The organism is Rhodanobacter terrae, assembly GCF_042657005.1.
Taxonomy (GTDB): domain Bacteria; phylum Pseudomonadota; class Gammaproteobacteria; order Xanthomonadales; family Rhodanobacteraceae; genus Rhodanobacter; species Rhodanobacter terrae.
Window position 1 is genome coordinate 1 of sequence record NZ_JBHSNG010000035.1, and the last position, 24,853, is coordinate 24,853.

At 64.4% G+C, this 24,853-nt stretch carries 23 protein-coding genes and 2 pseudogenes; 13 read left to right on the forward strand and 12 right to left on the reverse strand.

Annotated elements, in window-relative coordinates:
• From ACFPPB_RS18710 to ACFPPB_RS18720, 3 genes and pseudogenes are all read right to left on the reverse strand, one after another.
• A pseudogene (locus tag ACFPPB_RS18710) lies at window positions 1-112 on the reverse strand (GntR family transcriptional regulator); the annotation flags it as partial.
• Between the two features lie 66 nt (window positions 113-178).
• Window positions 179-319 (reverse strand): hypothetical protein, encoded by a 141-nt coding sequence (locus tag ACFPPB_RS18715; protein ID WP_377329909.1) that lies wholly within the window; start codon window positions 317-319, stop codon window positions 179-181.
• A 336-nt stretch (window positions 320-655) separates the two neighbouring features.
• A complete protein-coding gene (locus ACFPPB_RS18720; protein ID WP_377329911.1) occupies window positions 656-2,614 on the reverse strand; it encodes a M61 family metallopeptidase in 1,959 nt (652 codons plus the stop codon).
• Between the two features lie 213 nt (window positions 2,615-2,827).
• Here ACFPPB_RS18720 and ACFPPB_RS18725 point away from each other — a divergent pair, with 213 nt between their 5' ends.
• Window positions 2,828-3,406: a transglycosylase SLT domain-containing protein gene (locus ACFPPB_RS18725; protein WP_377329913.1), complete on the forward strand. Its 579-nt coding sequence runs from the start codon at window positions 2,828-2,830 to the stop codon at window positions 3,404-3,406.
• A gap of 170 nt (window positions 3,407-3,576) precedes the next feature.
• Here the strand turns inward: ACFPPB_RS18725 and ACFPPB_RS18730 are convergent, their stop codons facing one another.
• Window positions 3,577-4,254, reverse strand: coding sequence for a hypothetical protein (locus tag ACFPPB_RS18730; RefSeq protein ID WP_377329915.1), 678 nt, complete (start codon window positions 4,252-4,254; stop codon window positions 3,577-3,579).
• Between the two features lie 254 nt (window positions 4,255-4,508).
• Between ACFPPB_RS18730 and ACFPPB_RS18735 the strand changes: the two genes are divergently transcribed.
• The 4 genes from ACFPPB_RS18735 (at window position 4,509) to ACFPPB_RS18750 (ending at window position 8,906) form a co-directional block, all read left to right on the forward strand.
• Entirely contained in the window at window positions 4,509-5,024 is a 516-nt protein-coding gene (locus ACFPPB_RS18735; RefSeq protein ID WP_377329917.1) for a DUF3016 domain-containing protein, read from the forward strand.
• 233 nt (window positions 5,025-5,257) lie between these two features.
• Window positions 5,258-6,889: a glycoside hydrolase family 30 protein gene (locus ACFPPB_RS18740; protein ID WP_377329919.1), complete on the forward strand. Its 1,632-nt coding sequence runs from the start codon at window positions 5,258-5,260 to the stop codon at window positions 6,887-6,889.
• Window positions 6,890-7,225: 336 nt separating this feature from the next.
• Window positions 7,226-8,542, forward strand: coding sequence for an alkaline phosphatase family protein (locus tag ACFPPB_RS18745; RefSeq protein ID WP_377329921.1), 1,317 nt, complete (start codon window positions 7,226-7,228; stop codon window positions 8,540-8,542).
• 34 nt (window positions 8,543-8,576) lie between these two features.
• Window positions 8,577-8,906 carry a TfoX/Sxy family protein gene (locus ACFPPB_RS18750; RefSeq protein WP_377329923.1) on the forward strand — a complete coding sequence of 110 codons (330 nt, stop codon included), beginning with the start codon at window positions 8,577-8,579 and terminating at the stop codon, window positions 8,904-8,906.
• On the opposite strand, the gene ACFPPB_RS18755 is transcribed toward ACFPPB_RS18750, so the two are convergent.
• Window positions 8,881-9,195 carry a hypothetical protein gene (locus ACFPPB_RS18755; RefSeq protein WP_377329925.1) on the reverse strand — a complete coding sequence of 105 codons (315 nt, stop codon included), beginning with the start codon at window positions 9,193-9,195 and terminating at the stop codon, window positions 8,881-8,883. The genes ACFPPB_RS18750 and ACFPPB_RS18755 overlap by 26 nt on opposite strands.
• A 22-nt stretch (window positions 9,196-9,217) precedes the next feature.
• Between ACFPPB_RS18755 and ACFPPB_RS18760 the strand changes: the two genes are divergently transcribed.
• Window positions 9,218-9,427: an oleate hydratase gene (locus tag ACFPPB_RS18760; protein ID WP_377329927.1), complete on the forward strand. Its 210-nt coding sequence runs from the start codon at window positions 9,218-9,220 to the stop codon at window positions 9,425-9,427.
• Here the strand turns inward: ACFPPB_RS18760 and ACFPPB_RS18765 are convergent.
• From ACFPPB_RS18765 to ACFPPB_RS18795, 7 genes and pseudogenes are all read right to left on the reverse strand, one after another.
• Window positions 9,378-9,539: pseudogene (locus ACFPPB_RS18765) on the reverse strand (SRPBCC domain-containing protein); the annotation flags it as partial. The gene ACFPPB_RS18760 and the pseudogene ACFPPB_RS18765 sit on opposite strands and share 50 nt — an antisense overlap.
• A gap of 137 nt (window positions 9,540-9,676) precedes the next feature.
• Window positions 9,677-10,540, reverse strand: a complete 864-nt coding sequence (locus ACFPPB_RS18770) for an endonuclease/exonuclease/phosphatase family protein (RefSeq protein ID WP_377329929.1) — start codon at window positions 10,538-10,540, stop codon at window positions 9,677-9,679.
• Between the two features lie 148 nt (window positions 10,541-10,688).
• On the reverse strand, window positions 10,689-11,414 hold the full coding sequence (locus tag ACFPPB_RS18775) for a FadR/GntR family transcriptional regulator (protein WP_377329931.1): 726 nt from the start codon (window positions 11,412-11,414) through the stop codon (window positions 10,689-10,691).
• Between the two features lie 337 nt (window positions 11,415-11,751).
• Window positions 11,752-12,936, reverse strand: a complete 1,185-nt coding sequence (locus ACFPPB_RS18780) for a glycoside hydrolase family 27 protein (protein WP_377329933.1) — start codon at window positions 12,934-12,936, stop codon at window positions 11,752-11,754.
• A 115-nt stretch (window positions 12,937-13,051) separates the two neighbouring features.
• A complete protein-coding gene (locus ACFPPB_RS18785; protein WP_377329935.1) occupies window positions 13,052-14,902 on the reverse strand; it encodes a glycoside hydrolase family 35 protein in 1,851 nt (616 codons plus the stop codon).
• A gap of 87 nt (window positions 14,903-14,989) precedes the next feature.
• Complete coding sequence (locus tag ACFPPB_RS18790; RefSeq protein ID WP_377329938.1) at window positions 14,990-17,878, reverse strand: TonB-dependent receptor; 2,889 nt, start codon at window positions 17,876-17,878, stop codon at window positions 14,990-14,992.
• A gap of 105 nt (window positions 17,879-17,983) precedes the next feature.
• Complete coding sequence (locus tag ACFPPB_RS18795; protein WP_377329940.1) at window positions 17,984-18,376, reverse strand: hypothetical protein; 393 nt, start codon at window positions 18,374-18,376, stop codon at window positions 17,984-17,986.
• Between the two features lie 287 nt (window positions 18,377-18,663).
• Between ACFPPB_RS18795 and ACFPPB_RS18800 the strand changes: the two genes are divergently transcribed.
• From ACFPPB_RS18800 to ACFPPB_RS18830, 7 genes are all read left to right on the forward strand, one after another.
• Window positions 18,664-19,464: a FadR/GntR family transcriptional regulator gene (locus ACFPPB_RS18800; protein WP_377329942.1), complete on the forward strand. Its 801-nt coding sequence runs from the start codon at window positions 18,664-18,666 to the stop codon at window positions 19,462-19,464.
• 4 nt (window positions 19,465-19,468) lie between these two features.
• Window positions 19,469-20,410: a 2-dehydro-3-deoxygalactonokinase gene (locus ACFPPB_RS18805; protein WP_377329943.1), complete on the forward strand. Its 942-nt coding sequence runs from the start codon at window positions 19,469-19,471 to the stop codon at window positions 20,408-20,410.
• Window positions 20,411-21,037: a 2-dehydro-3-deoxy-6-phosphogalactonate aldolase gene (locus ACFPPB_RS18810; RefSeq protein ID WP_377329945.1), complete on the forward strand. Its 627-nt coding sequence runs from the start codon at window positions 20,411-20,413 to the stop codon at window positions 21,035-21,037.
• Window positions 21,038-21,056: 19 nt separating this feature from the next.
• Entirely contained in the window at window positions 21,057-22,205 is a 1,149-nt protein-coding gene (dgoD, locus tag ACFPPB_RS18815) for a galactonate dehydratase (protein ID WP_377329947.1), read from the forward strand.
• Window positions 22,206-22,237: 32 nt separating this feature from the next.
• Complete coding sequence (locus ACFPPB_RS18820; protein WP_377329949.1) at window positions 22,238-23,002, forward strand: SDR family NAD(P)-dependent oxidoreductase; 765 nt, start codon at window positions 22,238-22,240, stop codon at window positions 23,000-23,002.
• Window positions 22,999-23,991 (forward strand): SMP-30/gluconolactonase/LRE family protein, encoded by a 993-nt coding sequence (locus ACFPPB_RS18825; protein ID WP_377329951.1) that lies wholly within the window; start codon window positions 22,999-23,001, stop codon window positions 23,989-23,991. Before ACFPPB_RS18820 ends, ACFPPB_RS18825 begins: the two co-directional genes overlap by 4 nt.
• Window positions 23,988-24,853 (forward strand): sugar porter family MFS transporter (locus ACFPPB_RS18830; protein ID WP_377329953.1); only part of this gene is annotated, 866 nt, incomplete at its 3' end. The genes ACFPPB_RS18825 and ACFPPB_RS18830, both read left to right, overlap by 4 nt.

Genomic DNA, 24,853 nt, shown 5'->3' on the forward strand with positions numbered 1-24,853 from the left:
CTGCGGCAAGCGTGGCCGGATCGATCCGCTGCCCGGGTGCGTAGCGTCCCGACTGCAGAGCGCGCCTGACCTGTCCGTACACGAAAGCACTCTTGGAGTGGGTCGCATCCATAGCTGAACTCCATGGGGAGCGGCGCTCACTCCTTCAGCCACCAGGGAGTGAACCCGTTCTCGTTTTCTAATCGGCATGCCTGGTCTTGTAGATGGCGGTGGTCCCGAACTCGCCGTTGGGCTTCAACTCTTCGAAGGCCTCGATGGCGGCGGCGACATCACTGCTGGAAAATCCGACGAGCGTGATCGTCGCCTCGTATCCGCCCATGCCTTGAGGGACCTTTCAATGCCGCTCGGGTAGGCGCCAAAGCCCACGCTCTGCATGGCAGGAACGACGGACGCGCGCTTCGTCGCGGCCATGACCGTCGCCGGCAACAACATCGGCCGTGCTGCAATCCAGGCCTTCATAAAACTCCCTCCATGGTGAGCCGCAATATCTTACGACCGGCTGGCCGGGAAAAGAGCAAAAAGAAGTTGGGGATAAAACAGGGGGCGCGAGTCGCGTTCGCTGCAGGCCCTCATGCAGATTCGGACGTCCAGCTCCGTCGAGCCGCCGGACAAGATCCGCCGATTCGCGCGCAAGCTTCAAGCACCGCCTCGGCGTTTACTTGTGCGGCGCGATGATCTCGCTCAGGTAATCGGGTGTGCCTTCGACGCGCACCAGATGCGGGTATTGCAGGCCGCCGTGATAGTTCACCGGCACCGTGCGGTAGCCGCCCTGGTACTTCAGCAGCAGCTGGATCGGCGCGTTGCCGTTTTTGGCCGCAGCGATCGCGTTCTTCAGCACATCCTTCGAATAGGTCTGCCCATTCACCGCGACCAGGGTGGCGCCGGTGCTGACGCCGGCCTTGAATGCCGGCCCGTCCCAGCGCACGTCGTTGACCTGTCCCGCGTCGTTCATCGTCAAGCCGATCGACCAGGCGAAGTTGAACAGATGGCGGGACGATTGCGGCCGGCTGTTGTACTGCTTCTCGTACGCGCTTTCCTGATCGGTGTAGACCAGCTTCCAGCCGGTCGCCGCGATGCCGTTCTCCAGCGGCGGGTCGAGCGTGTCGACACGCGCGCGCAGGAAGCTCGCCCAGTCGTATTGGGCCACGCCGTTCAGGACGGCCGCCACGTCGTCGAAGGTATAGGTCCTGGTCAGGTAGCTACCGTCGTCGACGCCGAAGAACGCGCGGGCGAAATCGTCCAGCGATTTTCGGTCATGCGTCAGCGCGCACAGCTTGGCGTCCACCCCCAGCCACATCATCTGGCCGCCGCTGTAGTACTCCTCGCTCATCTGCCAGCTGCGGTACGGCAGGCTGGAGCGGCGGGCGGCGCTCGGGTCGTTGGTGGTGTCTTCGAGCGTGCGCCACTGGAAACCTTCGCGATTGCGGTCGTAGTTGGCCGCGACCATGGCCAGCGCGTCGCGGAACTGCTGCGGCGTCCACATGCCGGCGCGCGCGGTCAGCACAAAACCCCAGTATTGGGTCTGCCCCTCGTACACCCACAGCAGCGAGTCGCCCATCGGCACGTTGAAGTCGGGTGTCCACAGGTCGGCCGGACGGCGGAACTTGCCGTTCCACGAATGCGCGTACTCGTGGGCGAGCAGGTCGCGGTCGGGCGCGGCGTCGTTCCAGGCGGTGAAGTAGTCGGAGCCCAGACCGTTCTCGCTGGACTGGTGGTGCTCCGTGCCGTTGCCGCCCAGCACATCGGACAGCGAAAACAGGAAATCGTAGTGGTCGTAGTGGTGCGAGCCGAACAGCGTTGCCGCCTGTGTCACCAGTGCACGATGCACCTTCAACTGTTCGGGCGTCATCTGCAGGTACTTGGGCGCGTCGGCGACGATATCCAGGTGCACCGGCGTTGCGCCGCCCGGGTTGAGATCGACGCGTTTGAAGTACCGGCCCGCGTAGATCGGCGAATCGACCAGGTTGTTGAATGTCACCGGCTTGAACGCGATGGTGTCGCCCGATTGCGAGGCCGTCTCCAGCGCGGTGCCCAACTGCCAGCCATGCGGCAGTGTCACGCTGGGCGCGAAGGTGATGTCGCGCGAGAAATGGCCGGCCGGATACAGCGCCACCTTGCTCCATTCCATGTCCATCATGCGGTCGGTGATCTCGAATCCCTCGCTGTCGGTGCGACCGGACATGTACTGGAACGCGGCATCGACCGTGGAGACGCCCGCAGGCACGTCGAGATGGAACGCGTACACGTTGTACTTGTCGCGTTTCCACATGAGCGGCTTGCCGTCGGCGCTGAGCTTGAGGCCGGCGAGCATGGCGATCGGGCCGGTGGGCGAGTGGTCGCCGGGAATCCACTGCGGGTACAGCAGCGTCAGCGCGCCTGCCTTCACCGGAATCGTTTCATGGACACGGAAAATGCCTTGCGCCGTGTCGTCGGCATCGACATGGATCGTCACCGTGCCGACGTACGGCGTGTCCTGCGGCGGCGGCACATGGTCAGTGTGCGCTTGCTGCGCACCGGCGGTACCGACTGCGAGTGCCATCGCTAGGGCCAAAGCGAGGCGCGAAAACGTACGACGTAGCGCAACCGGCGAACCGGCGGTAAGGAAACGGGGCATGGGGGTTCCGGCAAGCGAGTGGATAATCCCGCAACTTAACACCACCGGTACCGGGTGAGGCTGGAAGATAAGGCCAGAAGAGTGGTCGCCTGCGCGGCTCGATTCCGATGGCTCGTGGCAGCACCAAGGTGTCGGGAATATTTTCCGCAACGCCACTCCACGGCGCGCGCCATCGGCTGCTACCCTGCGCCCATGATCAGAGCATGGAACGCCATGACGGCTCGCCGTCTCGGCCTGTCCCTTTTAGCCGTCGGCCTGCTGGCCCTGGGTGGGTGTGCCACCGCGCCGCCCCGCAACAGCCAGAGCATCTGCCAGGTCTTCGACCAGTATCCGCGCTGGTACCGGGATGCCCGCGCGGCGCAGAAGCGCTGGGGTACCCCGGTCAACGTGCTGATGGCGTTCGTGCAGCGGGAGTCGGGCTTCCGCGAGAAGGCGCGTCCGGCGCGGCCACATTTCCTGTTCATCCCGCTGCCGCGCCGCTCCAGCGCCTATGGCTACGTGCAGGCGCAGGACCCGGTGTGGCAGGAGTATCGCAAGGCGAACGGCCGCTGGTTCAAGAGCCGCAAGAACATGGACAACTCGCTCGATTTCCTTGGCTGGTACACCGACCGCATCCATCGCGAGTTTGGCATCTCCAAGTGGGACGCAAGGCAGCTGTACCTGGCCTACCACGAGGGCATCGGTGGCTACCGCAGCGGCCAGTGGCGGCACGACCGCCACCTGCTGCAGACCGCCGATGACGTCGACCGGCTCGCCCGTGAATACGGTGCCCAGCTGCAGCGTTGCAGGTAGCGGAAGCAGGAGTGGTGCCGGCGTGTGGCACTTCACGCGCAAGGCGGTGCCGGGCGGGAAGTGGGGGAATCCGGTGTTGCTGGGGGCTTTCGCGGCTGAAGCCGCTCCCACAGTGCGCGTGGGGCTTTTCGCGCTGGCCCCGAGGCAACGCGAATCCAAATGGCCGTCGGCTAAAAACTCAAACCAGACGGCCGGTTGCAGTGATACGTCTCGTCGGTTCGATCCACCTCGCCGGGCGAGACATGTCGCGCGATCAGTTCCTGCGGGGTCAGGTTTCGCCACAGATCGACGTCGACGCAATGGCGGTTTGCAATGCCGAAGAGTCGCTGCGCGCCACGCATCACGGCGCCTATCCCTTGTGTCCTGGGGTCGATCAGCGCGATACCGGCCACCCGTGGCTGGTCGGAACCCGGTATGCCGTGAACCGCATAGGAGCGTTGGGCCTCGAGCCGCCGCTCCCGGAAACCTCCGTCGCCGATCGCACTCTTGTCGCCGCCGATCGGAGTTGAAGCGGCCGGTGCGCCGGGCGGATGCTTTTCGGTTGGCAGGAGGGCAGCACGCGTGGCGTATCGAACGGTCGGGGGTTTCAACCACGGTGCCGACAACGTGGTGGGAGCGCGCAAGGCCGGTGCGATCACCCCGGGTGAGGATGCGGCTTTGTGTGCCGAAGGCGGCCGGAAGAAGCGTAGCTGGATCGCATGCAGACGGCGGCCCTCGGTCGGAGTGACGCTCCGCTTATGGACAGCCGGCCACGCCATCAGAACCAGCACGGCGAGGTGGAACGACATCGAGACGGCGAGCGCGACGCCGCGGCGAATCGGGTCGCGCAGAACAAGCCGTGGGACCATGAGGGGGGAGGTGCTGCGCGACGAATGTCTGCGACATCGTTTCCAGGGCAGACGCCATGTCCTGTGCTCGGGCATGCCAGGAGATCCATTCTTTTGCATGGCTTGGGGTAGTCGCTGTTCCCCGGCAACGGACGCGTTCAGACCACGTGCTGTGGACAGTCGAAGACCGGCATGGTTCCGTCGCGCGGCGGTTTTTCAACCCGGCTTTTGACCCGGACGTATACTGAGCCCTGTCCTGTTCCGGGAGGTGTGCCATGAAATCTTCCCCGTTGTTCCGCCTGCTGTGCGTTGCCTGCCTGGCCCTTGCCTCCGTCATGGCGTGGGCGGCGGCACCGCCGGGCAACGTCGACGTGCACTACAAGGATCCCCAGAATTTCACCGAGGCAAGGCGCACTTTCGGGATGCACGTGGTCGATCCCGACGCTTATCTGAAACCGCTCAAGGCCTACATCGTCCAGCGCGCCTCGCGCATCCTGGCGCCGGGCCAGCGGCTGGACATCGAGGTGACCGATGTGAAGCGCGCCGGCGAATACGAGCCCTGGCGCGGACCTCGCTTCGAGGACGTGCGCATCATCAAGGACATCTATCCGCCGCGCATCGACCTGAACTTCACCTTGTACGGGGCTGACGGCAAGGTGCTGCGCCAGGGCCAGCGCAAGCTGCGCGATGCAGCCTTTCTCAGCCACGGTTTCAGCTCCGATCAGGACTCGTTGCGCTACGAGAAATCCCTGATCGATCTCTGGCTGCGCAAGGGGGCCGGGAAGCTCTGAACGCAGACCTGGGGGCCATGGCGCACTTTCTTGAAAGCCGGCTCGAGAAAACGGGCCAGCTTGGAGCGCGCTTTTGGAAAGTCGACGCTGATCACCGTTTCGCGGCTTCGACGGAGTGACATACGCCCAGTTTCGGATTCAAAATGATCCGGCAATCCCCCTGCCCGGAAGCTTCATCATCGTGGAGTTGTCGCAAGTGAACTGCAACGTGGATGATGGGCTTCGTGCACGCCATGGATGAGGGCAAATATATTTCTCGCTGGCTGGCGATTTCCTCCATCGTTCTGATTTCCCTGTTCGCACTGGCCGCTCTTTATGTGCCGCGCCGCGAGCATTTCGGGGTAAGGACCGAAGTTACGGTGACCCCGCTTCCGGTAACGGTCGGGGTCCAGCTGTGGCTGAGTACGGCGGATCGCCGGCTGCGTTTGGCGCAGCAGCCCGACGTCGGGCTCAGCGCGCACCCGTCGTCGCCCGCAGACGTGATCATCGACGTCGGCAAGAAATATCAATCCATCGTGGGATTCGGCGCGGCGCTGACGGACTCTTCGGCGTGGCTGCTGCAGAACAAGCTGGATTACCGGCAGCGCAGCGCGCTGTTGCACGAGCTGTTCGGCCCCCCGCCCAACCTCGATCTGAACATGACGCGCCTGACCATCGGCGCCTCGGATTTTTCGCTGCAGCAGTACACCCTGGACGATGTTCCCTTCGGCCAGACCGATCCGCAGCTGCTGCATTTCAATGTCGCCTCCAATTTGCGCGATGTCATACCTACCGTGCGCGAGGTGCTGTCCATCAATCCGCAGCTGCGCATCATCGCGTCGCCGTGGAGCGCACCGGCATGGATGAAGGCCAGCGAAAACCTGATCGGCGGGGAGTTGCTGCCGCAGTTCGAAAGCACGTACGCGGCCTATCTCGTCAAGTACCTCGATACCTTTCGCGGCTACGGCATCCCCATCTTCGCGCTGACCTTGCAGAACGAACCGGGCTTCGTACCGCTGACCTATCCGAGTACGGAATTTTCCGCGGCCACGCGCGACCGCATCATCGCGCAGTATCTCGGTCCGGCGTTGGCGAACCGCAAGCCGAAGACACTCATTCTTGGCTGGGACCACAACTGGGACGAGCCTGAGCAGCCCCTGAGCGTGCTGGCCGACGCCGATGCCGCCCGCTATATCGATGGCGTTGCCTGGCACTGCTACCGCGGCGTCCCGTCTGCGCAGAGCGAGGTCCATCGTGCGTTTCCCCGGAAGGACACCTACATCACCGAGTGTTCCGGCGGCGACTGGGAGGCCACTAAAAACGGCGAACTGCTGTGGTTCGCGCGAGACCTGCTGCTGGCCGGGCTCAGGCATTGGGCGCGCGGCGTGGTGTACTGGAACCTTGCGCTGGACGAGCAGCATGGTCCGCATTTCGGTGGCTGCGACGCCTGCAAGGGCCTGGTCGTGATCGACTCGCACACCGGTGAGGTGAGCCGCAACGACGAATATTATGCGTTCGCGCACTTCAGCCGATTCGTGCTGCCCGGCGCCGTCCGGGTGGGATCCAGCGATCCTGACAAGGGGCTTGCCAATGTGGCGTTCCAGAATGCTTCCGACGGATCGGTCGTGCTGGTGATGGTAAACAGCAAAACGGATCCGCGCCGCGTCTCGGTGATGCAGAGCGAAACCCGCTTCGAGTACACGATGCCGCCGCAGAGCGTCGCGACCTTCGTATGGAGCCCGGAGCAGGTGGGCAAGCCCGCGGAGACGGCGGGCTCGTCCCTGATCAAATCGCTGCTGCTCAGAGCACCGCTGATCAATTCATGGCTGCTCAAGAAGACGCCCGGCACACCCGCAACGAGCGGAACAGCGGGTGACGTGGAATGATGCCGATTAGTGTCGAATCTCAGCTCATAAAGCCCCTTCATGCTGAGCTTAGCTTGTGTCAGCAAGCGAAGTCGAAGCGCCTCGGTGGCGATACCCTTCGACTTCTTCGCTCCTCAACCGTGGCCATCCATGGCCACTCCCGCCGTACGGCGCTACGCGCCTGCGCCCAGAGCCTGCCCTGGACTTGATCCGGGGGTGAACGGTGGATCTGCGGCTGAGATTCGACACTCATCAGTAAAATGGAGTGATGCACTATTGTGACGGGCGCTCTTTCTCCACCGACGGAATCGCATGATGTGCTCAGCCTCCCGCTTGTTTCGAACCGTCGCAGCCACGGTGCTGCTGTTTGCCGGCGGCGTCTCGCTTCCGCTTTGCGTACAGGCGGCGCCTGCCACGCAGCGTCCGAAGATCGTTGTCATCAGTCTGGACGCCTTCGCCGCGGTCAGCCTGCATGAGCCGCAGCTGCCCGCGCCGACGCTGCATGCGCTGATGCAGCGCGGCGCCTTTGCGGTTTCCATGCAGCCGATCAACCCCACCGTCACTTGGCCCAACCATACGGCCATGGTCACCGGCGTCGACGCGAGCCGGCACCATGTGCTGGTCAACGGGCTCATCGTCGACCAGCGCACCGCAACGCTGCCGGGGATCGACATGGGAGCGCCAAAGTCCAGGCTGGTCGCCGTCCCCACCGTCTACGACGCCGCGCACAAGGCAGGTCTCACCACGGCGCAGGTGGACTGGGTCGCCATCGAAGGCTCATCGAGCATCGACTGGCAATTCGCCGAACACCCCGATCCCGTCGGCGCGATCGAGCAGGACCTGGTGCGGCAGGACGTCGTCACCCACGATCAGCTCGTGCATTTCGGCGAGCCATCCCAGGCGTGGCGCGATCGCATCTACACCCGCGCGGCGAAAGACATCATCCAGAAGCATCACCCCGACCTGCTGTTGCTGCACTTGCTGGCGCTGGACAGCATCGAGCACGAGACGGGCTTCGGCAACAACGCGGGGCGCAATACCATCGCCTTTCTCGACGACCGCGTAAAGGACGTTGTCGACGCAGTGCGCGCCGCCGGCGAGCTCGACCGCACGACCTTCATCATCGTCTCCGATCACGGTCAGCAAAGCGTCCACCAGCTATTGCACCCCAATGTCCTGCTCAGGCAGGCGGGGCTGCAGGCAGACTCCGCAACCCGCCCCACTTTCTGCCTGACCGACGGGGGTTTCGCCCTGGTCTTCCAGCGGCACGCCACGGATGCTTCGAGAAAAGCATTGAAGTCGCTCTTCGCGGGCCAGCCCGGCGTCCGCTCCGCGCTGACTCCCGCGGAAGCGGCGAAGCAAGGCTGGCCCACGCCGGCGCAGACCGATCAGGCGCCCGATCTGCTGCTCTACGCCGCAGACGACTATGCCTTCGATAAGGGCGACACGGGGGACTACGTGACGCCGACCAGGGAAGTCGGCGATCACGGCTACCCCAACTCCGACCCCTTCATGCAAGGCATCTTCATCGCCGCGGGCCTCGGCATTCAGCCCAAGGGCGAAATCCCGGCATTTCCCAATGTCGACATCGCGCCGACGATCGCGCATCTCCTGCACGTTTCCCTCGGTACTATCCAAGGCAAGCCGCTGACGGGAATCCTGGCGGTCAAGTGACGATAACGAGCTCGGCCTTTCCGGAGAACAACACATGGCGCGCGACCAAGGTCTGGAAGAATTGCTGAACGAGCAGCTGGAAGCGGTACGAGGGCTTGCCCAGAAATCCATGTTCGGCGGCTGGGCCTGGCTCCTTAATGGCAACCTGCTTTGCGCCGCCCGCGACGACGGCATGCTGGTGCGGCTTGGCAAGGGCAACGACGGCTGGGCGCTGGATCTCCCGGGCATCGTGCCGATGCTGTCGCGAGGACGGCACATGCAGGGCTGGGTGCGGGCGGCATCGGAGGCTTACGGTGACGATGCGCTGCGCCAGAAACTGGTGGATGCCGCACTCGACTTCAATCGTTCGCTGCCGGCAAAGTAGCCGCAAGCGCGCATCGCACGCCGCCGCCGGCGTTCGCCGGCTTGACCACGATCAAGTTGGCCGCCCTCGCTCCTTGCGAAACTGCCGGCACCCGGCGCGGTACGGCGGCCATGGCACGCGGGAACGTCGAAAACCCGCTCTCGCTCGTCATCCCGGTGCAAGCTGCGACCCAGTGCCCCTGCTTTTCGAAAGCCTGAAAGTCGCCGGTTCCTGCTTGCGCAGGAATGACGGGTTGTTCGACATGAAGCCGCCAGTCAACCCGTAACCAAGCGGTGGCCTGCTTCGCCATCGCATTTCGAGGAACCCGATTCATGAGCACGAAACCAAAAGCCTATCTTGTAGGTGGCGGTATAGGATCCCTGGCTGCAGCAGCCTTCATGATTCGCGACGGCGGCATGCCGGGCGAGAACATCTCGATCCTGGAGGCGATGCCCGTCCTGGGAGGAAGCCTGGATGGTGCGGAGGTCCAGCCCGGTAGCTGCCGCCGATTCGCGCGTCCAGCTGATGGACCTTGCAGGTGAAGCCGTTCGGCGGCAGCCATTTGGCGATGGCATCGGCATCGAGGAAGGCGCGGTAGACCCGCTCGGGCGGCGCACACAGAACGCGATGGAGACGGAGGCTGTTGGTTGCCATGGTGGTTTTTCCGATGGAGAGGACTAGCCCTCATCTCGGCGACGAACGGGCGGGGCGAAAATCGACCTGCCATGTGCCTCGGTGAAACACCGCTTCCCCGCGCGCCTGTGTCGGAACGTTCAACTGCAGGCCAAGCCTCATCTGGCCGGCGGGGCCGCGGCATCCCAGTTGAGCTCGACGCTCACTGGGAAATGGTCCGATGGGTAATGGCCGTCCTGACCGGTGGTGACGGTGTGCACGGCGGTGGCGTGAAAGCCGCGGTAGAGGATCCAGTCGATACGGCGGTCCGGCTTGCCGGTGAAATTGTGGAAGGTGGCTTCCGGACCGCTGCGCGTACCGGCGCTGATCCGCGCATCCTGCAGCGTCTGCGTGAGCAGCGCATGCGCGTGGCTGTCGGGCGTGGTGTTGAAGTCGCCGGTGAGCACGATCGGTGCGGAGGAGGGCAACGCCCGCAGGCGGGCGAGAATTTCCTGTGCGGCTTTCGTGCGCGCCGGTTCGTCCTGCTCGCGATAGGGAAAGTGGGTGTTGTAGTAGTAGAAGCGGCGGCCGCTGTCCTTCTCCTCGAACAACGCCCAGGTGACCATGCGCGGTAGCGGGTGTCCCCAGGTAATGCTGCCCGGTTTATCCGGCGTGTCGGACAGCCAGAAGTTGCCCGATTCCACCAGCCGCAGCCGATCGGTGCGGTAGAACACGCCCATGTGCTCGTCGCGATCGTCGCCGTAGCGGCCGAGTCCGAACCAGGTGTACTGCGGCAGCTTGCTGACCAGGTAATCGCCTTGCAGCTTGTACAGCTCCTGGGTGCCGAGCACGTCCGGATGTTGTTCGCGGATGGTGCGCACCATCAGGTCGCGGCGCAGTTCCCAGCGGTTGGCGCCGTCGTCCGGGTTGGGCAGGCGCACGTTGAAAGTCATCACCCGCAAGGCCTGCAGCGCCAGCGTGGTGCCGGACAGGCCGAGCAAGGCGATCGCGATGGCGCTCAGCAACAGGCGGGATGGGCGCATGGGATTCGCTCCGGTGAAAAGGGGTGCACCGCCCATCGGAATGCCCCACCTGGATGACGGTTGCATCAAGGTGCGGTGACCGGATCGCTCGTCTGCGTCGTTCCGGCATTCACCTGCAGATAGTCGATGTCCGGCGCATGCGCGCCGCTCACGCGCCGGCCTTTTTGCGCGAGCGGCCGCGATGATGCAGCAGATTGGTCTGAGAGTCCGCGATCATGGCCAGCATGGCTTCGCGCGCCACTTCCGGCTGTTTGCGGCGAATCGCCTCCAGCACATTCTGGTGATGAGGCAGCGAATACTTGAAGTTGCTGACGGTGCGGGCGGACAGCACGAAGAAGGTTCCGAGTGCGCTCTCTACTACCGAGAACAGCGACGACAAAAGCTCATTGTCAGTGGCCTGCAACACCGCATCGTGAAACTGCAGATCCGCCTCGGCCCATGCGTCGAGCGTCTGCGCCGCATCCATCGCCCGGTAAGCCGCTTCGATCTCCGCCATCTGATCGGCAGTGCGTCGCCGTGCGGCGGAAGCGGCGGCGGCCGGCTCGATGATCTCGCGCATCTCCACCAGCTTGTCGATGAAGTCGTCGGTCGGCATCGATGCGCAGCGCCAGCCCAGCACGTCGGCATCGAGCTGGTTCCAGAACCGCTCTTCCAGCACACGCGCACCGACGCCGGCGCGCGACTCGATCAAGCCTTTCGCGGACAGTACCTTCAGTGCCTCGCGCAAGGCCGCTCGACTCGCCAGCAGATTTTCGGCGAGGGCTTCCTCGCGCGGCAGCACCTCGCCGGGCCGCAACTTGCCGCTGATGATGCGTTGACCGAGCTCGTGCATCACATGTCCATACGGATTGCGAACCGCGATCGGCTTCCTCATGACACGGGCTTCCTCGTGATGCCGTTTGCTGAAAGCGACCCGCCCGGAGGCGCACCTTAGCCGATGCCGGGGCAAGTCATACAGAACGGCTTTTGCGGCTGGATGGACCCTACACCATGAGGCGTTGCGTTATGTAGATACCGCGTGCGTCAGGCGCAAGATCGGCACCCTGGCCGGATCATCCCGTCGGTGCCGGGCAACCTTGGCCTGCCCGTGCGCATCCCAACGCCCGGCGCCGGCTGCAGTGGCTCGATCGAGTGCCCGCCGGTCGCGTGTCGGCTGCCTGAAGCGGGAGGGGGCATCCATGCCCCATGGTATCCAACTCAGGAGATGACGCTTATTGCGCCGCGATGCGGTACATGACGGTGGCGTGCGGTTCCAGGCGCAACTTGATGGAGCCGTCGCCCTGCGTGTCACGGTGCTGCCAAAGGTCGCGCATGCGGTACCTGGTCGACGCCTTCAGGCCAAGCTCCTTGGGGCTCACGGCAACGTCCTGTGCCGCGTCGGCCTCGTTGAACACCACAACGGCGCGGCTGCCGTCCTTGAGCGGTTTGACGATCACATCCACGCCATGGGCGTCGCTCACGCGCTTGCCCTGCACGCCCAGCGGATCCTGGTCCACCGCAATCACTTCCTTGTTGAGAAGAATCTTCAGCGCATCGGGCTTGATCTTGCGGATGTCGGTGCCGATCAGCAGCGGTGAAGCCATGATCGCCCACAGGCTGAAATGAGAGCGGTACTCCACGTCGGTCATGCCGCCATTGCCCACTTCGAGCATGTCCGGATCGTTCCAGTGGCCGGGGCCGGCGTACGCGTCCAGTACCACATTCTCCTTGAAGATCTTCAGCATCGAGGCGTAGTTGTCGCTGATGTCGCCGGTCGTTCGCCATGAGGACGCACCGATCGCGGGGTCCCTGGCCCACAACCAGGGCTTGTTCTCGCCCCATTCGCAGAGGCTGTAGAAGATCGGCCTGCCGGTGGCGCGCAAGGCCTCACCCATGGCCTGATAGCGCTGCCTGGCCGGTACCTTCTGGTTGTTGCAGTTGTCGTACTTCAGGTAGTCGGCGCCGACCGAGGCAAAGAATGCCGCGTCCTGCTTTTCATGGCCCAGGCCGCCGGGAAAGCCGCGGTTGGGTTCGTTCGGCTCGCAGGTATTCGTGCCGGCGCTGGAATACAGGCCAAAGGCGAAGCCGCGCGCGTGGATATAGTCGGCGAGGGCTTTGATGCCGTGCGGAAAGCGCGTGGGATTGGCCTGGAGGTTGCCGTTCTTGTCGCGTTTCCAGTTGGCCCAGCAGTCGTCGATATTGATATGGCGATAGCCCGCGTCGCGCAGACCGAGGCTGACGAACTTGTCGGCGACCTCACGGATCATCGCTTCGTTGAACTCGTCGCGGCAGTGCGTCGAGTTCCAGTTGTTGAAACCCATCTGCGGCGTGTCCGCGTTGAAAGTGATTTTCGTGGCTTCTTTCGCCCCGGCCGCGGTGGCGAATACACAAGCGGACAACATCGCAATGCGGGCCATCGTTGACATAGTGCCTTTCATCGAGTCTCTCCAAGCGGCAGCAATTCAAAAGGGAAGCATGCATGGGCGTCGATCCCCGACGTCACGGCATGGCGGGTTGCGGGCGAGCGGCGCTTCAAGGGAACGCTTCTGATACTGGCGCATCCAGAATGGGTTGCTTCAAGGTCCGCAAGGTGGTGTGGTCCGTGCCGAACATATCGAACACGACGAGCTGGTTGCCCTGGTTCTTGAGCCATGCACCGGGCACGTACAAGGTGCGTTGTGGGCCGATCTTCCAGCTGCGTCCCAGCGGCCGCTTGTTCAGCCAGACAAAACCTTTATTGAGCCCGGCGGTGTCGAGGAACGTATCCGCCGACGCACGCCCAGCCACAGGCGCACGGAAGGTTCCGCGGTAAAAGCACGGACCATGAAGGCACGGCTTGCTGCTGTAAGCGAATCCGTCGACGTGTGTGAGCGGCAGCGAATAGATCTTCCAGTCGTGCAGGGTTTCACCGCGCAGTGTGACCTCACCCAGAATGCCTTTGCGCTCCTTGAGCATTTCCCTGCTGAAATTGATGCGACCGGTGTTCTCGACCAGGATGTCCAGGGTGTCGCCCCTGGCGAGCTTGACCGCCAGCGTGTCCTGCTTCAACCGGCGGTCCAGCGTGCCGGCCAGCACCCGGTTCACGTAGACAGCGGCGTAGTCGTGCAATCCGTGAATCACCAGGTTGCCGGACCGGTCGGCAGGAACGGCTTTCCGATACAGGATGTAGCCGTACGCCTGATCGAGGTCTTCCATGGCGCGCGGTTCGGCTGCGCTGACCGGAGCGGGCAGGTTGTCCCAAAGCGAGGCGGATTCGCCGAGCTTGATGCCATCGATCGCCTGTGTCGCGGGCGCCGCCGGCACGGCCGGCGGCTCGACCCCGGTGGCGTCTGCGATTGCTTTGCGCATGGCGAAATACTTCGGTGTCGGCCGGCCGCTTTCGTTCAACGGCGCATCGTAGTCGTAACTGGTGACATCGGGCTGATAGCTATCCTTGTCCCAGTTGGCGCCGTTCATCCAGCCGAACGAGGTGCCGCCATGAAACATGTACAGGTTGACCGAGTAGCCGCGTTTGAGCATCCAGGACAGCTCTTCGGCCTCGCGCACGGCATCGGCAGTTTGATGGGGTGCGCCCCAGTGGTCGAACCAGCCGGCCCAATACTCGCCGGCCATGTGCGGCCCCTCAGGTCGCCGCTTCACGAACTCGGCGAATTTCTTCTCGGCGTTGCCCGTGCCGAAATTGATCACTTGAAGCTGGTCGGCCAGTCCCGCCTTGCCCGGATCGGTGTTGTCCGAGGTAAACAGCAGCGACTTGTCGAAACCGCTCTGTACCAGTAGCTGGCGAATCCGGTCGAGATAGGCATGGTCGTCGCCGAAGCTCGCGTACTCGTTCTCCACCTGGACCGCGATGATGTTGCCGCCGTCGGCGAGCTGCAACGGCGCGAGTTCCTTCCCGAGACGATGCAGCCAACGCTCAGCCGGCTGCATGAAAGCCGGATCGAGCGAGCGGAGGTTGGCGGGCTTGCCCTTCAGCAGCCATGCGGGCAGTCCGCCGAGCTCCCATTCGGAACACACGTAGGGACCCGGGCGAAGAATCACATACAGGCCTTCCTGCTGCGCCTCGCGGATGAATTCGGCGACGTCGTTCCGGCCGCTGAAGTCGTAGTGGCCCGGTGTCGCTTCGTGCGCGTTCCAGAACACGTAGGTGGTGATGGTATTGAGGCCCATCGCCTTGGCCATCTTCAGACGCGCACGCCAATACTCGCGCGGTACGCGGGCGTAGTGCATCTCGCCGGAGATGATACGAAACGGTTTTCCATCGAGCATGAAGTGGCCCTGCTCGACGGCGAGGCCGTGACTGGCTGGTGCCGGCGCGGCCATCATGTTGCCGGAGAACAACGCACTGAACAGCACACCGGTTAAGACGTTTCTGAATGAACTCACTGAAATTCCTCGTTGCAAGGCTCGGCTCCGCGGAATCATCCGGGGAGCCGATGCCAGTCAAGCAGCACTCATCCGATCGGCAGCACGTCAGAAGGTGCCGCGGACACCTACCGTGTACACCGTGCCGTCGGCTTCGGCATAGAGGAACCGATTCGGATAGACGGAATAATCGTAAAGGTGCTGATGGGTCAGGTTGGTGCCGGACACGAAAACCGACAAGTGCTTGGTGAGGTTGTAACTCGCGCTCAGATCAAGCTGCCCGTACGCAGTGCGGGTGGCCGGCTGGGCACCCGAACCAGAGGCGATGCTCTCCAGGTATGAGCCACGCCAGTTGTACGCCAGGCGCACCTGCACGGGTCCCTTTTCGTAGTAAGCACTGAGGTTGGCAGAATCGCCGATACCGGGCACGGCGAACTTGCCCGAAGTGGCGATGATGCCGGGGCTCAGCGAGGTGCTGCTGGAGACGCGCGTATAGTTGAAAGACATGCCCAGGCCATCGAACGGATCGGGCAGCAAATGGGTGAATTGATAGTTGATGGTCAGCTCTTCGCCGTAGATGTTCGACGAATTGAGGTTGACCGGCTGGGTGAGCGACCAGATGAAGGGCTGCCCGGTGTTCTGGTTGGTCAGGAACGCCACCGGCGTACTGACCAGCGTGCTGAAGTTGCTGACCTTCTTGTAGAACCCTTCTAGCGCGATGTAGCTGGCGTCATCGATATACCACTCCAGGCCCATGTCGAAGTTTCTCGACGTATACGGCTGAAGCTGCGGGTTACCCTGGGAGATGGTCAACGAATTCGGACGCGTGCCGAAACTCTTGTTGTAGTAGAGATTGCTGAGTTCCGGCGGAGTCAACGTCTTGGACACCGAGAAGCGATAGATCAGGTTGTCGAGCAGGCTCAGCTTGAAGTTCACCGACGGCAGCCACTTGTGATAACCGCCATTGGCGGACTCTGGCGCCAGCGGGCCGTAGGTGACCTGGCCATTGCTGGTGTCGTTCGGATCGACGTAATAGGTCGCGGGCGGCCGGTTGACCGCCGTGGAAGTGGAAGCGATGTCCATGTAGCGCACGCCGACATCCAGCGCCCATGGCTTCTCCCACAGCGTGCCTTCAAACACGGCCTTTCCGAAGAACGACTTCTCGTTTTCGTTCACCTTGTTGTAGCTGCCCGGATTGGGTGCCGCATTGAAGGTTCCGCCATTGGCGGCCAGACCCGCCAGCAGTGCCGCGCGCTTGGCGGCTGACAACTGGTTGTAGGCCGCCGGCGAGGCGAGCCAGGCAAGGTAGGCGCGCGGATCGTACTGGATCCACTGCGACGGCGCGCCCGGCGAAGAAACCCCGCTGATCTTGGGCGGCGGCGTATAGATATAAGCACCTACAGCATCGGGCGGAACGGAAATGCTGTAGCCGCAATAGGCATTGCAAAGGATGCCGTCGGGCGTTCCCCAACCGACCGACTTGACCGACTGATCGGTGATCTGTCCGCCGAAATCCAGCTCGGAAAGCACGCCGCCGAAGCTTTTCGTCAAGTTGATCTGGTATTCGTTGACGTTGTTGGTAACGTTGTTGCCGGCGCCCGCATTACAGCAATGCGCAGCCAAATTTCCCGTGTCCGTCGACGAAAGAATATTGCTGTAGGTCGGCGGTTCGCCGTCGCCATTGTTGGTCCAGGTCGGATTGGTACCGAAGTTCTTGGCGCCGATCACCAGGAAATAACCGTAGGGGCTTTGCTTGTTCCAGGCCTTGGAATTGGAGATATCCAGACTGAGCTTGGTCGAATCGTCGATATCGAAGCCGAGGTTCAGCCCATTTTGCGTGCTCTTTTCGTAACTCGGGTTGTACGACATGACGTAGTCGTTCGCCATGACGTTGGGACCGGAACTGTTGCGCACCCAGCTAAGCGCGGTGTTGTTGGCGTCTGTCGTGATCGACTGGATATCGGCGGTGTTGCCGTACTCGCCAAACTCGTGCTCCAGCGGATCGACCTTGTAGCTCGAATACAAGGTGTCGAATTGAACCGTCAGCCGATCGATCGGCTTCCAATCGATCGCACCGCTGAAGCCCTTGCGCGTACGTGTCTCGTCGATCACGTTGCTGGCCAGAGTCTCGGGCACCGCAACGTTGGTGTAGCCGGCAGTGCCAGGGCCGGGAGACAGCTGGGAAATGTTCTGGTTGGCGTACCAGGAGTTGGCCTGGGTATTGAGCTGGGTATCCTTGCGTTTGTAATACGTGGCCGAAGCCAGCCAGCCGAAGGTGTGGTCCGAGTTCGTCCAGCCGAAGACGCCCGATGCCTTGGGTGTGGTCTTGCCCTTCCAGTCGCCGGTCAGGTTGCTGTTGACGCCCGCCGCGCTCCACGCACCATGAAAGCCATGGAAGTCCAGCGGACGCGCGGTCTGGATGTTGACCACGCCGCCGATGTCGACTTCGGGAATATCCGCCGACGAGGTCTTGTTGACCTGGGCGACGCTGATGATTTCAGACGGCAGCACGTCGAAATTGAAGGCGCGCGAACCGGAAGCGGTAGCCATCTGGCGATCGTTCACCGTGACGGCGACGAATTCCGGGCCGAAGCCGCGCACGGCGATATGGCTGGACTCGCCACCACTGCGATCGACCGATACGCCGGGCACGCGCTGCAGGGCATCGGCAACATTCGGATCGGGAAATTTTCCTGCTTCTTCCGCGGAAACCGAATCAACCACATTGACGGCATCCTGCTTGATGGCCTGTGCCCGCCGGATCGCCGCCAGCTGGCCGGTGACGCTGACGCCGTTCATTTGCACCACGTCCTTGCCGTCCTTCTTCTTTTCCTTGGCAGGGCCGGCGGACGGAGCTCCCTGATCGGTCGTTGCGATGGTGCCGGGTGCCGTAGCTGTGTCCAGCGCGTATGCGCTGTTGCAAGTTGCTGCGCAGGCAATAACGGTGACTACAAACAACGCCTGCTGGATCGAGCCCGCGAGAATATGTCGTTGCATTTCACTCCCCATTGATTAGTCGGCTGCACGAATTAGTTGCTTGAATGTTTCAGTGGCATCGCTGCACGGCGAAATCGCCGTCGCCCCTCGGCGCAGCGAGATGAATCAGCACCGGAGGTGCTTTCCGTTCGTCGGATCCTTGCCAGTCGAATCCGGGCCGGTTGTGACGACCCTCCGCCAGGGCGCAGGGTCCATGGCGCTGCCCCAACCTTCGTCGTCGGGATTCCGGCAGGTGTGGTTGCCGAAATCGACGATGGTCCGCTTGCCGGTGAGGGCCCGGCAGTCGACGGAAAGGTGGTGGCTGCCGTCCAGCGTGTACGCGGTGGTCGGAGTCCCCGGGCAAGCCTTCACGTCGTTGCTCAAAGTGGCGGCTTCGATCCCGCTGTCGTGGGCCCGCACGCCGGGGACGCGGCGAACCGCGTCCACCGCCGGGACCGGTCCAGGGAACGTCGCCACGGTGGCGAACAACAGGCCGTTGATCCACTCCACTCGCTTCATGAAATTACCTTCGCGTTCGGCTGTCGTCGGGACGGGATGCGGACGCATGCGAGCATATTGTAGGACAATATGCAAGTCACAAAAACACCGATGGCAATGGCTTGCCGCGGCCGCGGCAGCTGTGGCGGGACGGCAAGGCGTTGACGCATTGCAGCAACTTGAGGTAGGCAGGATGGCGACGAACCCGCCCTTCGCGGCCCGTCGGCCGCCGACGCCGCGCTGGCGCTCGGAGGAAATCCAGCGAACAATGATGACGTTGTCCCCATGGTCTGATATAACCCACTTGTATGACAAATAAGCCAACCAAGGATCTCATCCCGCCGGTACGGAAGGCCGCTGCGGTCGCTGCCCGTGCCGCGGCGCCACGCCGCCGCGTGCCCGGTTCCGCGCCGCCGCGCAATCTGCACGGGCATGTGGTGCACGAGCTCGGCCGGCGCATCGTCGGCGGCGAATTGCGCCCCGGCGAGCTGCTGCCGCGCGAGGAAGCCCTGGCCGACCAGATGGAGGTGAGCCGCACCGCCTTGCGCGAGGCGATGAAGGTGCTTTCGGCCAAGGGCCTGGTGGAATCGCGGCCAAAAGTGGGTACGCGCGTGCGCGATCCGCGGTTCTGGCACCAGCTGGATGCGGACGTGCTGGCGTGGCGCTGCGCGTTGATGCCTACCGAGGATTTCGTGCGCAAGCTGGTCGAGATGCGCGAGGTGATCGAGCCGGCCGCGGCCGCGGCGGCAGCCGTGCGCTGCAGCGTGGAGCAGCTCGAACGGCTGGATGCTGCCTACGCGGCCATGGCGGCTGCGAAGGATCTGGACGCCTGGACCCAGGCGGATCTCGCCTTCCACGAAGCGGTGCTCAATGCCACCAACAACGAGCTGATGGCCTCGCTGTTCTCGGTGATCGAGACCGCCCTGGGCACGTTCTTCGTGCTGTCGGCGCGCACTGCCAAGGATTTCAAATATTCCCTGCCGCATCACCAGAAGGTGCTGGAGGCGATCCGCCGGCGCCAACCGGATGCGGCGCGCCGGGCCATGCTGCGCATGGTGGACGATTCGCGCGCGAACTTGGACAAGCGCCGCCGCGGCGCGAAGGTTTGACGTCATGCACTGGCTGATCGGTCTCGACTGGGGAACCTCGCGGCTGCGCGCGATGCTGTTCGACGGCGATGGCGCCGTGCACGAGGCGCGCAGCCGGCCATGGGGCATCCGTCATCTTCCGCAAGGCGGTTTCGACGCCGCGCTGGCCTCGATCTGCGACGGCTGGCCGCGTGTGCCGGTGCTTGCGGCCGGCATGGTCGGCAGCCGCCAGGGCTGGCGCGAAGTGCCTTATGTCGACACGCCTGCCGACGTCGACGCGCTGGTCGCCGGCATCGTCAGCGTGCGCAGCGCGGATGGCCGCGAAGTCGGCATCATTCCCGGCGTGCGCGACGGCATCGCCGTCGACATGATGCGCGGCGAGGAAACCCAGGCGATCGGCGTGCTGGCGCTGCGTCCCGAGCTGCGCGGTCACGCGCGCCTGCTGCTGCCCGGCACGCACAGCAAGTGGATCGAAGTGCGCGACGGCCGCATCGTGCGTCTGGCCACGATGATGACGGGCGAGCTCTATGCGGTGTTGCGCGAACATTCGATTCTCGGTGCCGGTATCGCCGGCGCGGGTGCCTCGCCAGCCGGCACCGATGCGTTCGACGCTGGCGTGCGCGAGGCTCGCGACAGCGGTAGCGCCGGCGTGTTGACGCGGCTGTTCTCCGCGCGCGCCCTGGTGCTGGAAGGCTGCCTGGCGCCGGCTGCCGTGCCGGACTATCTCTCCGGCCTGCTGATCGGCGAAGAGCTGCGCGCGGCCCTGGCACTGGGCTGGGTCAACGCACAGACACCGCCGCTGCTGGTCGGCGACGAATTGCTGTGCGTGCGTTACCGGCGCGCGGCGTCGGTGTTCCAGCTCGCCGAACCCGATACGGTGGCCGACGCATCGGCGCACGGTCTGTGGCGCATCGCCCAGGCGGCGGCGCTGGTCGGCCAGTCCACTTTTGCCCGCGGAGTATATTGAATGTTTAGCCAGTGGCTGGAACCGCTGCCCCTGATCGCCATCCTGCGCGGACTGCGCCCGCACGAAGCGGTGGCCGTCGGCAGCGCCATCGCGGACGCGGGCTTCCGCATGCTCGAAGTGCCGCTGAACTCGCCGCAGCCGCTGGAAAGCATCCGCCTGCTGGCCGATGCGCTGGGCGACCGCTGCCTGATCGGCGCGGGCACCGTGCTGCATGTCGATGCGGTGGCCGAAGTCGCCGCGGCCGGCGGCCGGTTGATCGTGATGCCGCATGCCGATACCGCCGTGATCGTGGCGGCGTGCCGCGCCGGCCTGTTCTGCGTGCCCGGCGTATCCACGCCCACCGAAGCGTTCGCCGCGTTGCGCGCCGGCGCCCATACGCTGAAGGCGTTTCCCGCGGAACTCGTCACGCCGTCCGTGCTGCGCGCCTGGCGTGCAGTCCTTCCGCCGGAGCTGGCGCTGCTGCCGGTGGGCGGGATCAGCCCGGAGAATATGGGCGGCTATCGTCGCGCCGGCGCTTCCGGCTTCGGCATCGGTTCGGCCTTGTACGCACCGGGGCGCAGCGTGGCCGACGTGGCCGCCGCCGCCCGCGCCTTCGCCGGCGCATGGACCTCATGCAATCAGCCATGACCAGGGATACGCAACGCGCATGAAGATCACCAGCCTCACTACTTATCTGGTCCCGCCGCGCTGGCTGTTCGTGCGCATCGACACCGACGAAGGCCTCAGCGGTTGGGGCGAGCCGGTGGTCGAGGGGCGCGCGCATACCGTGGCGGCCGCCGTCGACGAACTGGGCGACTACCTGGTCGGCAAGGACCCGCGCCACGTCGAGGACCTGTGGAGCCTGATGTACCGTGGCGGCTTCTATCGCGGCGGCCCGGTGCTGATGAGCGCCATCGCCGGGATCGACCAGGCGCTGTGGGACATCAAGGGCAAGGATCTCGGCCAGCCGATTCACGCTTTGCTGGGCGGCCCGGTGCGCTCGCGTATCCGGGTGTATTCGTGGATCGGCGGCGATCGGCCGTCGGATACCGCCAAGGCCGCGGTCGATGCGGTCGCGCGCGGCTTTACCGCGGTGAAGATGAACGCTACCGAGGAACTGCAGTTCGTCGACACCTACGACAAGGTCGAGCGCGTGCTGGAAAACGTGCAGGCCGTGCGCGACGCGGTCGGGCCCAACATCGGCCTGGGGCTGGATTTCCACGGCCGCGTGCACAAGCCGATGGCCAAGGTGCTGATGCGCGAACTGGCGCCGTTCAAGCTGATGTTCATCGAGGAACCGGTGCTGTCCGACCATCTCGAGGCGATACCCGAACTGGCCGCGATCGCTCCGGCGCCGATCGCGCTGGGCGAGCGGCTGTATTCGCGCTACGACTTCAAGCGCGTGCTGGCGATCGGCGGCGTCGACATCATCCAGCCCGATCCCTCGCATGCCGGCGGCATCACCGAGACGCGCAAGATCGCTGCGATGGCCGAGGCCTACGACGTGGCGCTGGCGTTGCATTGTCCGCTGGGCCCGATCGCGCTGGCGGCGAACCTGCAGCTCGACGGCGTATGCCACAACGCCTTCATCCAGGAGCAGAGCCTGGGTATCCACTACAACGCCAGCAACGATCTGCTCGACTACATCAGCGACCGCAGCGTGTTCGCCTACGACGACGGCTTCGTCACCATTCCGAACGGGCCCGGCCTGGGCATCAGCGTCAACGAGGAATACGTGGCCGAGCGCGCGAAAGTCGGTCATCGCTGGCGCAATCCGATCTGGCGCCACGCCGACGGCAGTGTCGCCGAATGGTAGGCGCCCGACACCTCGACCCCGGAACACACGCCATGCCCGCTTTCGCCTGTTACCCCAGCCTCGTCGACCGCACGGTACTCATCACCGGCGGCGCCACCGGCATCGGCGCCGCGTTCGTCGCGGCCTTCGCGCAACAGGGCGCGCGGGTGGCGTTCCTCGACATCGACGGCGCCGGCGCCGATGCCTTGCAGCGCAGTCTGGGCGACGTCGCGCACGCCCCGCTGTATTTGCGCTGCGATGTCACCGATCTCGACGCATTGGGCGCGGCGATTGCCGAAGCCCGCACGCGCCTCGGTCCGATCGGAGTGCTGATCAACAACGCGGCCAACGACGTGCGCCATGCGCTGGCCGGCAGCACCGCGGCGGAATTCGAGCGCAGCATCGCGGTCAATCTGCGCCACCAGTATTTCGCCACCCAGGCGGTGGTCGAGGACATGCGCGCGCTGGGCGGCGGCTCGGTGATCTGCCTGGGCTCGACCGGCTGGATGATCAAGAACGACGGCTACCCGATGTACGCCATGGCCAAGGCCGGCGTGCGCGGACTGGTCAACGGTCTGGCGCGTTCGCTCGGGCGCGACCGCATCCGCATCAACTGCCTGGTGCCGGGCTGGGTGATCACCGACAAGCAGCGCGAGCTGTGGCTCGATGCCGAAGGCGAAGCGGAAATCGCCCGCCGGCAGTGCCTGCCCGATCACCTGATGGCGCCCGACCTGGCCCGCGCCGCGCTGTTTCTCGCGGCCGACGACAGCTCCATGTGCACCGGCCAGGACTTCATCGTCGACGGCGGCTGGGTGTGAGCGGCCTCGTCGCCAGCAGCGCACTCGATGCGGGCAATCTGCTGGGTGAAGGCATCCTGTGGTGTCCGCGTGCGCAGGCGCTGTACTGGACCGATATCCAGGCGTCCACGCTGTGGCGCCATCACCCCGTGACCGGCAGCACCGAAACCTGGCCGATGCCTGAGCGGCTGGCCTCGTTCGCGCTGTGCGAGCGCGACGACTGGCTGCTGCTTGGCCTGGCCAGCCGCCTCGCCTTCCTGCATCTGCCCAGCGGTACGCTGGAGCCGTTGTGCGAGGTCGAGGCGGAGCTGCCCACGCGTCTGAACGATGGTGTGTGCGATCGCGAAGGCCGGTTCGTGTTCGGCACCTTGCACGAGCCGCACGATGGCGGCCCGAAAAAAGCCGTCGGCAGTTTCTACCGCTTCGATGCGGATCTCTCGCTGCACCGGCTCGATCTCGGCCATGTGGCGATTTCCAACAGCCTGGCGTTCAGCCCCGACGGACGCACGATGTATTTCTGCGACTCGCCCAGGCGGGTCATCCAGCGCTGCAGTTATGCCGTCGACGGCAGCGTGGGCCTCGCCGAGGACTGGCTGGACCTGCGCGCCATCGACGGCGAGCCGGACGGATCCACGGTGGATGCCGCCGGCGGCCTGTGGAACGCGCAATGGGGCATGGGTCGCGTCGTGCGCTATGCGCCGAACGGAGTCCAGGACCTGGTGGTGACTGTGCCAGCACGGCAGCCGACCCGGCCCGCGCTGGGCGGTGCCGCGCTGGACACGCTGTACATCACCAGCGCCCGCGACGGCCTGTCCGAGCAGGCCCGGCGCGAAGACCCGCAGGCCGGCCATCTGTTCCGTGTTCCGTCGCCGGTGCAAGGCCTGCCGGAAGCGCGTTTCGCCGGCGTGCCTCGCAGCGTGGCAGCACGCGGGCGCCACGACGGCCTTCACGACGAATCGCAACCCTCGGCATCGCAGCGCGGTGCAACTTCCACCCGGAGCCATCCATGAACACCATTGCCGAACCGATCAAAGCCCATCCGATGGCGGCGACCATCTTCACGTGTGTTCTGGCAGCACTGGCCGGGCTGATGTTCGGCCTCGACATCGGCGTCATTTCCGGTGCCACGCATTTCATCCAGGCCGAGTTCCGGGTCGCCGACCGCACCATCGAATGGATCGTCAGCATGATGATGCTGGGCGCCGCCGCCGGTGCACTGGCCGCCGGCTGGATGTCCGCCGCGCTGGGCCGCAAACGCTCGCTGATACTCGCCGCGACGTTGTTCGTGGCCGGCTCGCTGCTGAGCGGCTGGGCCTGGTCGCCGGCGACACTGATCGGCGCACGCTTCGTGCTCGGCCTGGCCATCGGCGTGGCCACGTTCACCGCGCCGCTGTATCTGGCCGAAGTGGCGCCCGAGCGCATTCGTGGCGCGATGATCTCCACCTACCAGCTGATGATCACCGTCGGCATCCTGGTCGCGTTCCTGTCCGACACTGCCTTCAGCTATTCGGGCAACTGGCGTTGGATGTTGGGCATCATCGCGATTCCCGGCGCGCTGTTCCTGCTCGGCCTGTTCGTGCTGCCGGACAGCCCGCGCTGGCTGATGATGCGCGGACGCAAGGCCGAGGCGGTCGATGTATTGACCCGCCTGCGCGGTGATGCCGTACACGTGGCGCAGGAAGTGGCCGACATCGAAGAACAGCTGAAGATGCCGCAGCGCGGCTGGCACCTGTTCCAGCAGAACAGCAACTTCCGCCGCTCGGTGGGGCTGGGCGTGCTGCTGCAGGTGATGCAGCAGTTCACCGGCATGAACGTGGTGATGTATTACGCACCGCGCATTTTCGAAGGGATGGGCTACAACACCGAATCGCA

Excerpts from the sequence above, each read along its gene's own strand:
- ACFPPB_RS18715 (WP_377329909.1), bottom strand. The coding sequence starts at position 319 with ATGGGCGGATACGAGGCGACGATCACGCTCGTCGGATTTTCCAGCAGT.
- ACFPPB_RS18720 (WP_377329911.1), bottom strand. The coding sequence starts at position 2,614 with ATGCCCCGTTTCCTTACCGCCGGTTCGCCGGTTGCGCTACGTCGTACG.
- ACFPPB_RS18725 (WP_377329913.1), top strand. The coding sequence starts at position 2,828 with ATGACGGCTCGCCGTCTCGGCCTGTCCCTTTTAGCCGTCGGCCTGCTG.
- ACFPPB_RS18730 (WP_377329915.1), bottom strand. The coding sequence starts at position 4,254 with ATGGTCCCACGGCTTGTTCTGCGCGACCCGATTCGCCGCGGCGTCGCG.
- ACFPPB_RS18735 (WP_377329917.1), top strand. The coding sequence starts at position 4,509 with ATGAAATCTTCCCCGTTGTTCCGCCTGCTGTGCGTTGCCTGCCTGGCC.
- ACFPPB_RS18740 (WP_377329919.1), top strand. The coding sequence starts at position 5,258 with ATGGATGAGGGCAAATATATTTCTCGCTGGCTGGCGATTTCCTCCATC.
- ACFPPB_RS18750 (WP_377329923.1), top strand. The coding sequence starts at position 8,577 with ATGGCGCGCGACCAAGGTCTGGAAGAATTGCTGAACGAGCAGCTGGAA.
- ACFPPB_RS18755 (WP_377329925.1), bottom strand. The coding sequence starts at position 9,195 with ATGGCGAAGCAGGCCACCGCTTGGTTACGGGTTGACTGGCGGCTTCAT.
- ACFPPB_RS18760 (WP_377329927.1), top strand. The coding sequence starts at position 9,218 with ATGAGCACGAAACCAAAAGCCTATCTTGTAGGTGGCGGTATAGGATCC.
- ACFPPB_RS18770 (WP_377329929.1), bottom strand. The coding sequence starts at position 10,540 with ATGCGCCCATCCCGCCTGTTGCTGAGCGCCATCGCGATCGCCTTGCTC.
- ACFPPB_RS18775 (WP_377329931.1), bottom strand. The coding sequence starts at position 11,414 with ATGAGGAAGCCGATCGCGGTTCGCAATCCGTATGGACATGTGATGCAC.
- ACFPPB_RS18780 (WP_377329933.1), bottom strand. The coding sequence starts at position 12,936 with ATGGCCCGCATTGCGATGTTGTCCGCTTGTGTATTCGCCACCGCGGCC.
- ACFPPB_RS18790 (WP_377329938.1), bottom strand. The coding sequence starts at position 17,878 with ATGCAACGACATATTCTCGCGGGCTCGATCCAGCAGGCGTTGTTTGTA.
- ACFPPB_RS18795 (WP_377329940.1), bottom strand. The coding sequence starts at position 18,376 with ATGAAGCGAGTGGAGTGGATCAACGGCCTGTTGTTCGCCACCGTGGCG.
- ACFPPB_RS18800 (WP_377329942.1), top strand. The coding sequence starts at position 18,664 with ATGACAAATAAGCCAACCAAGGATCTCATCCCGCCGGTACGGAAGGCC.
- ACFPPB_RS18805 (WP_377329943.1), top strand. The coding sequence starts at position 19,469 with ATGCACTGGCTGATCGGTCTCGACTGGGGAACCTCGCGGCTGCGCGCG.
- ACFPPB_RS18810 (WP_377329945.1), top strand. The coding sequence starts at position 20,411 with ATGTTTAGCCAGTGGCTGGAACCGCTGCCCCTGATCGCCATCCTGCGC.
- dgoD (WP_377329947.1), top strand. The coding sequence starts at position 21,057 with ATGAAGATCACCAGCCTCACTACTTATCTGGTCCCGCCGCGCTGGCTG.
- ACFPPB_RS18820 (WP_377329949.1), top strand. The coding sequence starts at position 22,238 with ATGCCCGCTTTCGCCTGTTACCCCAGCCTCGTCGACCGCACGGTACTC.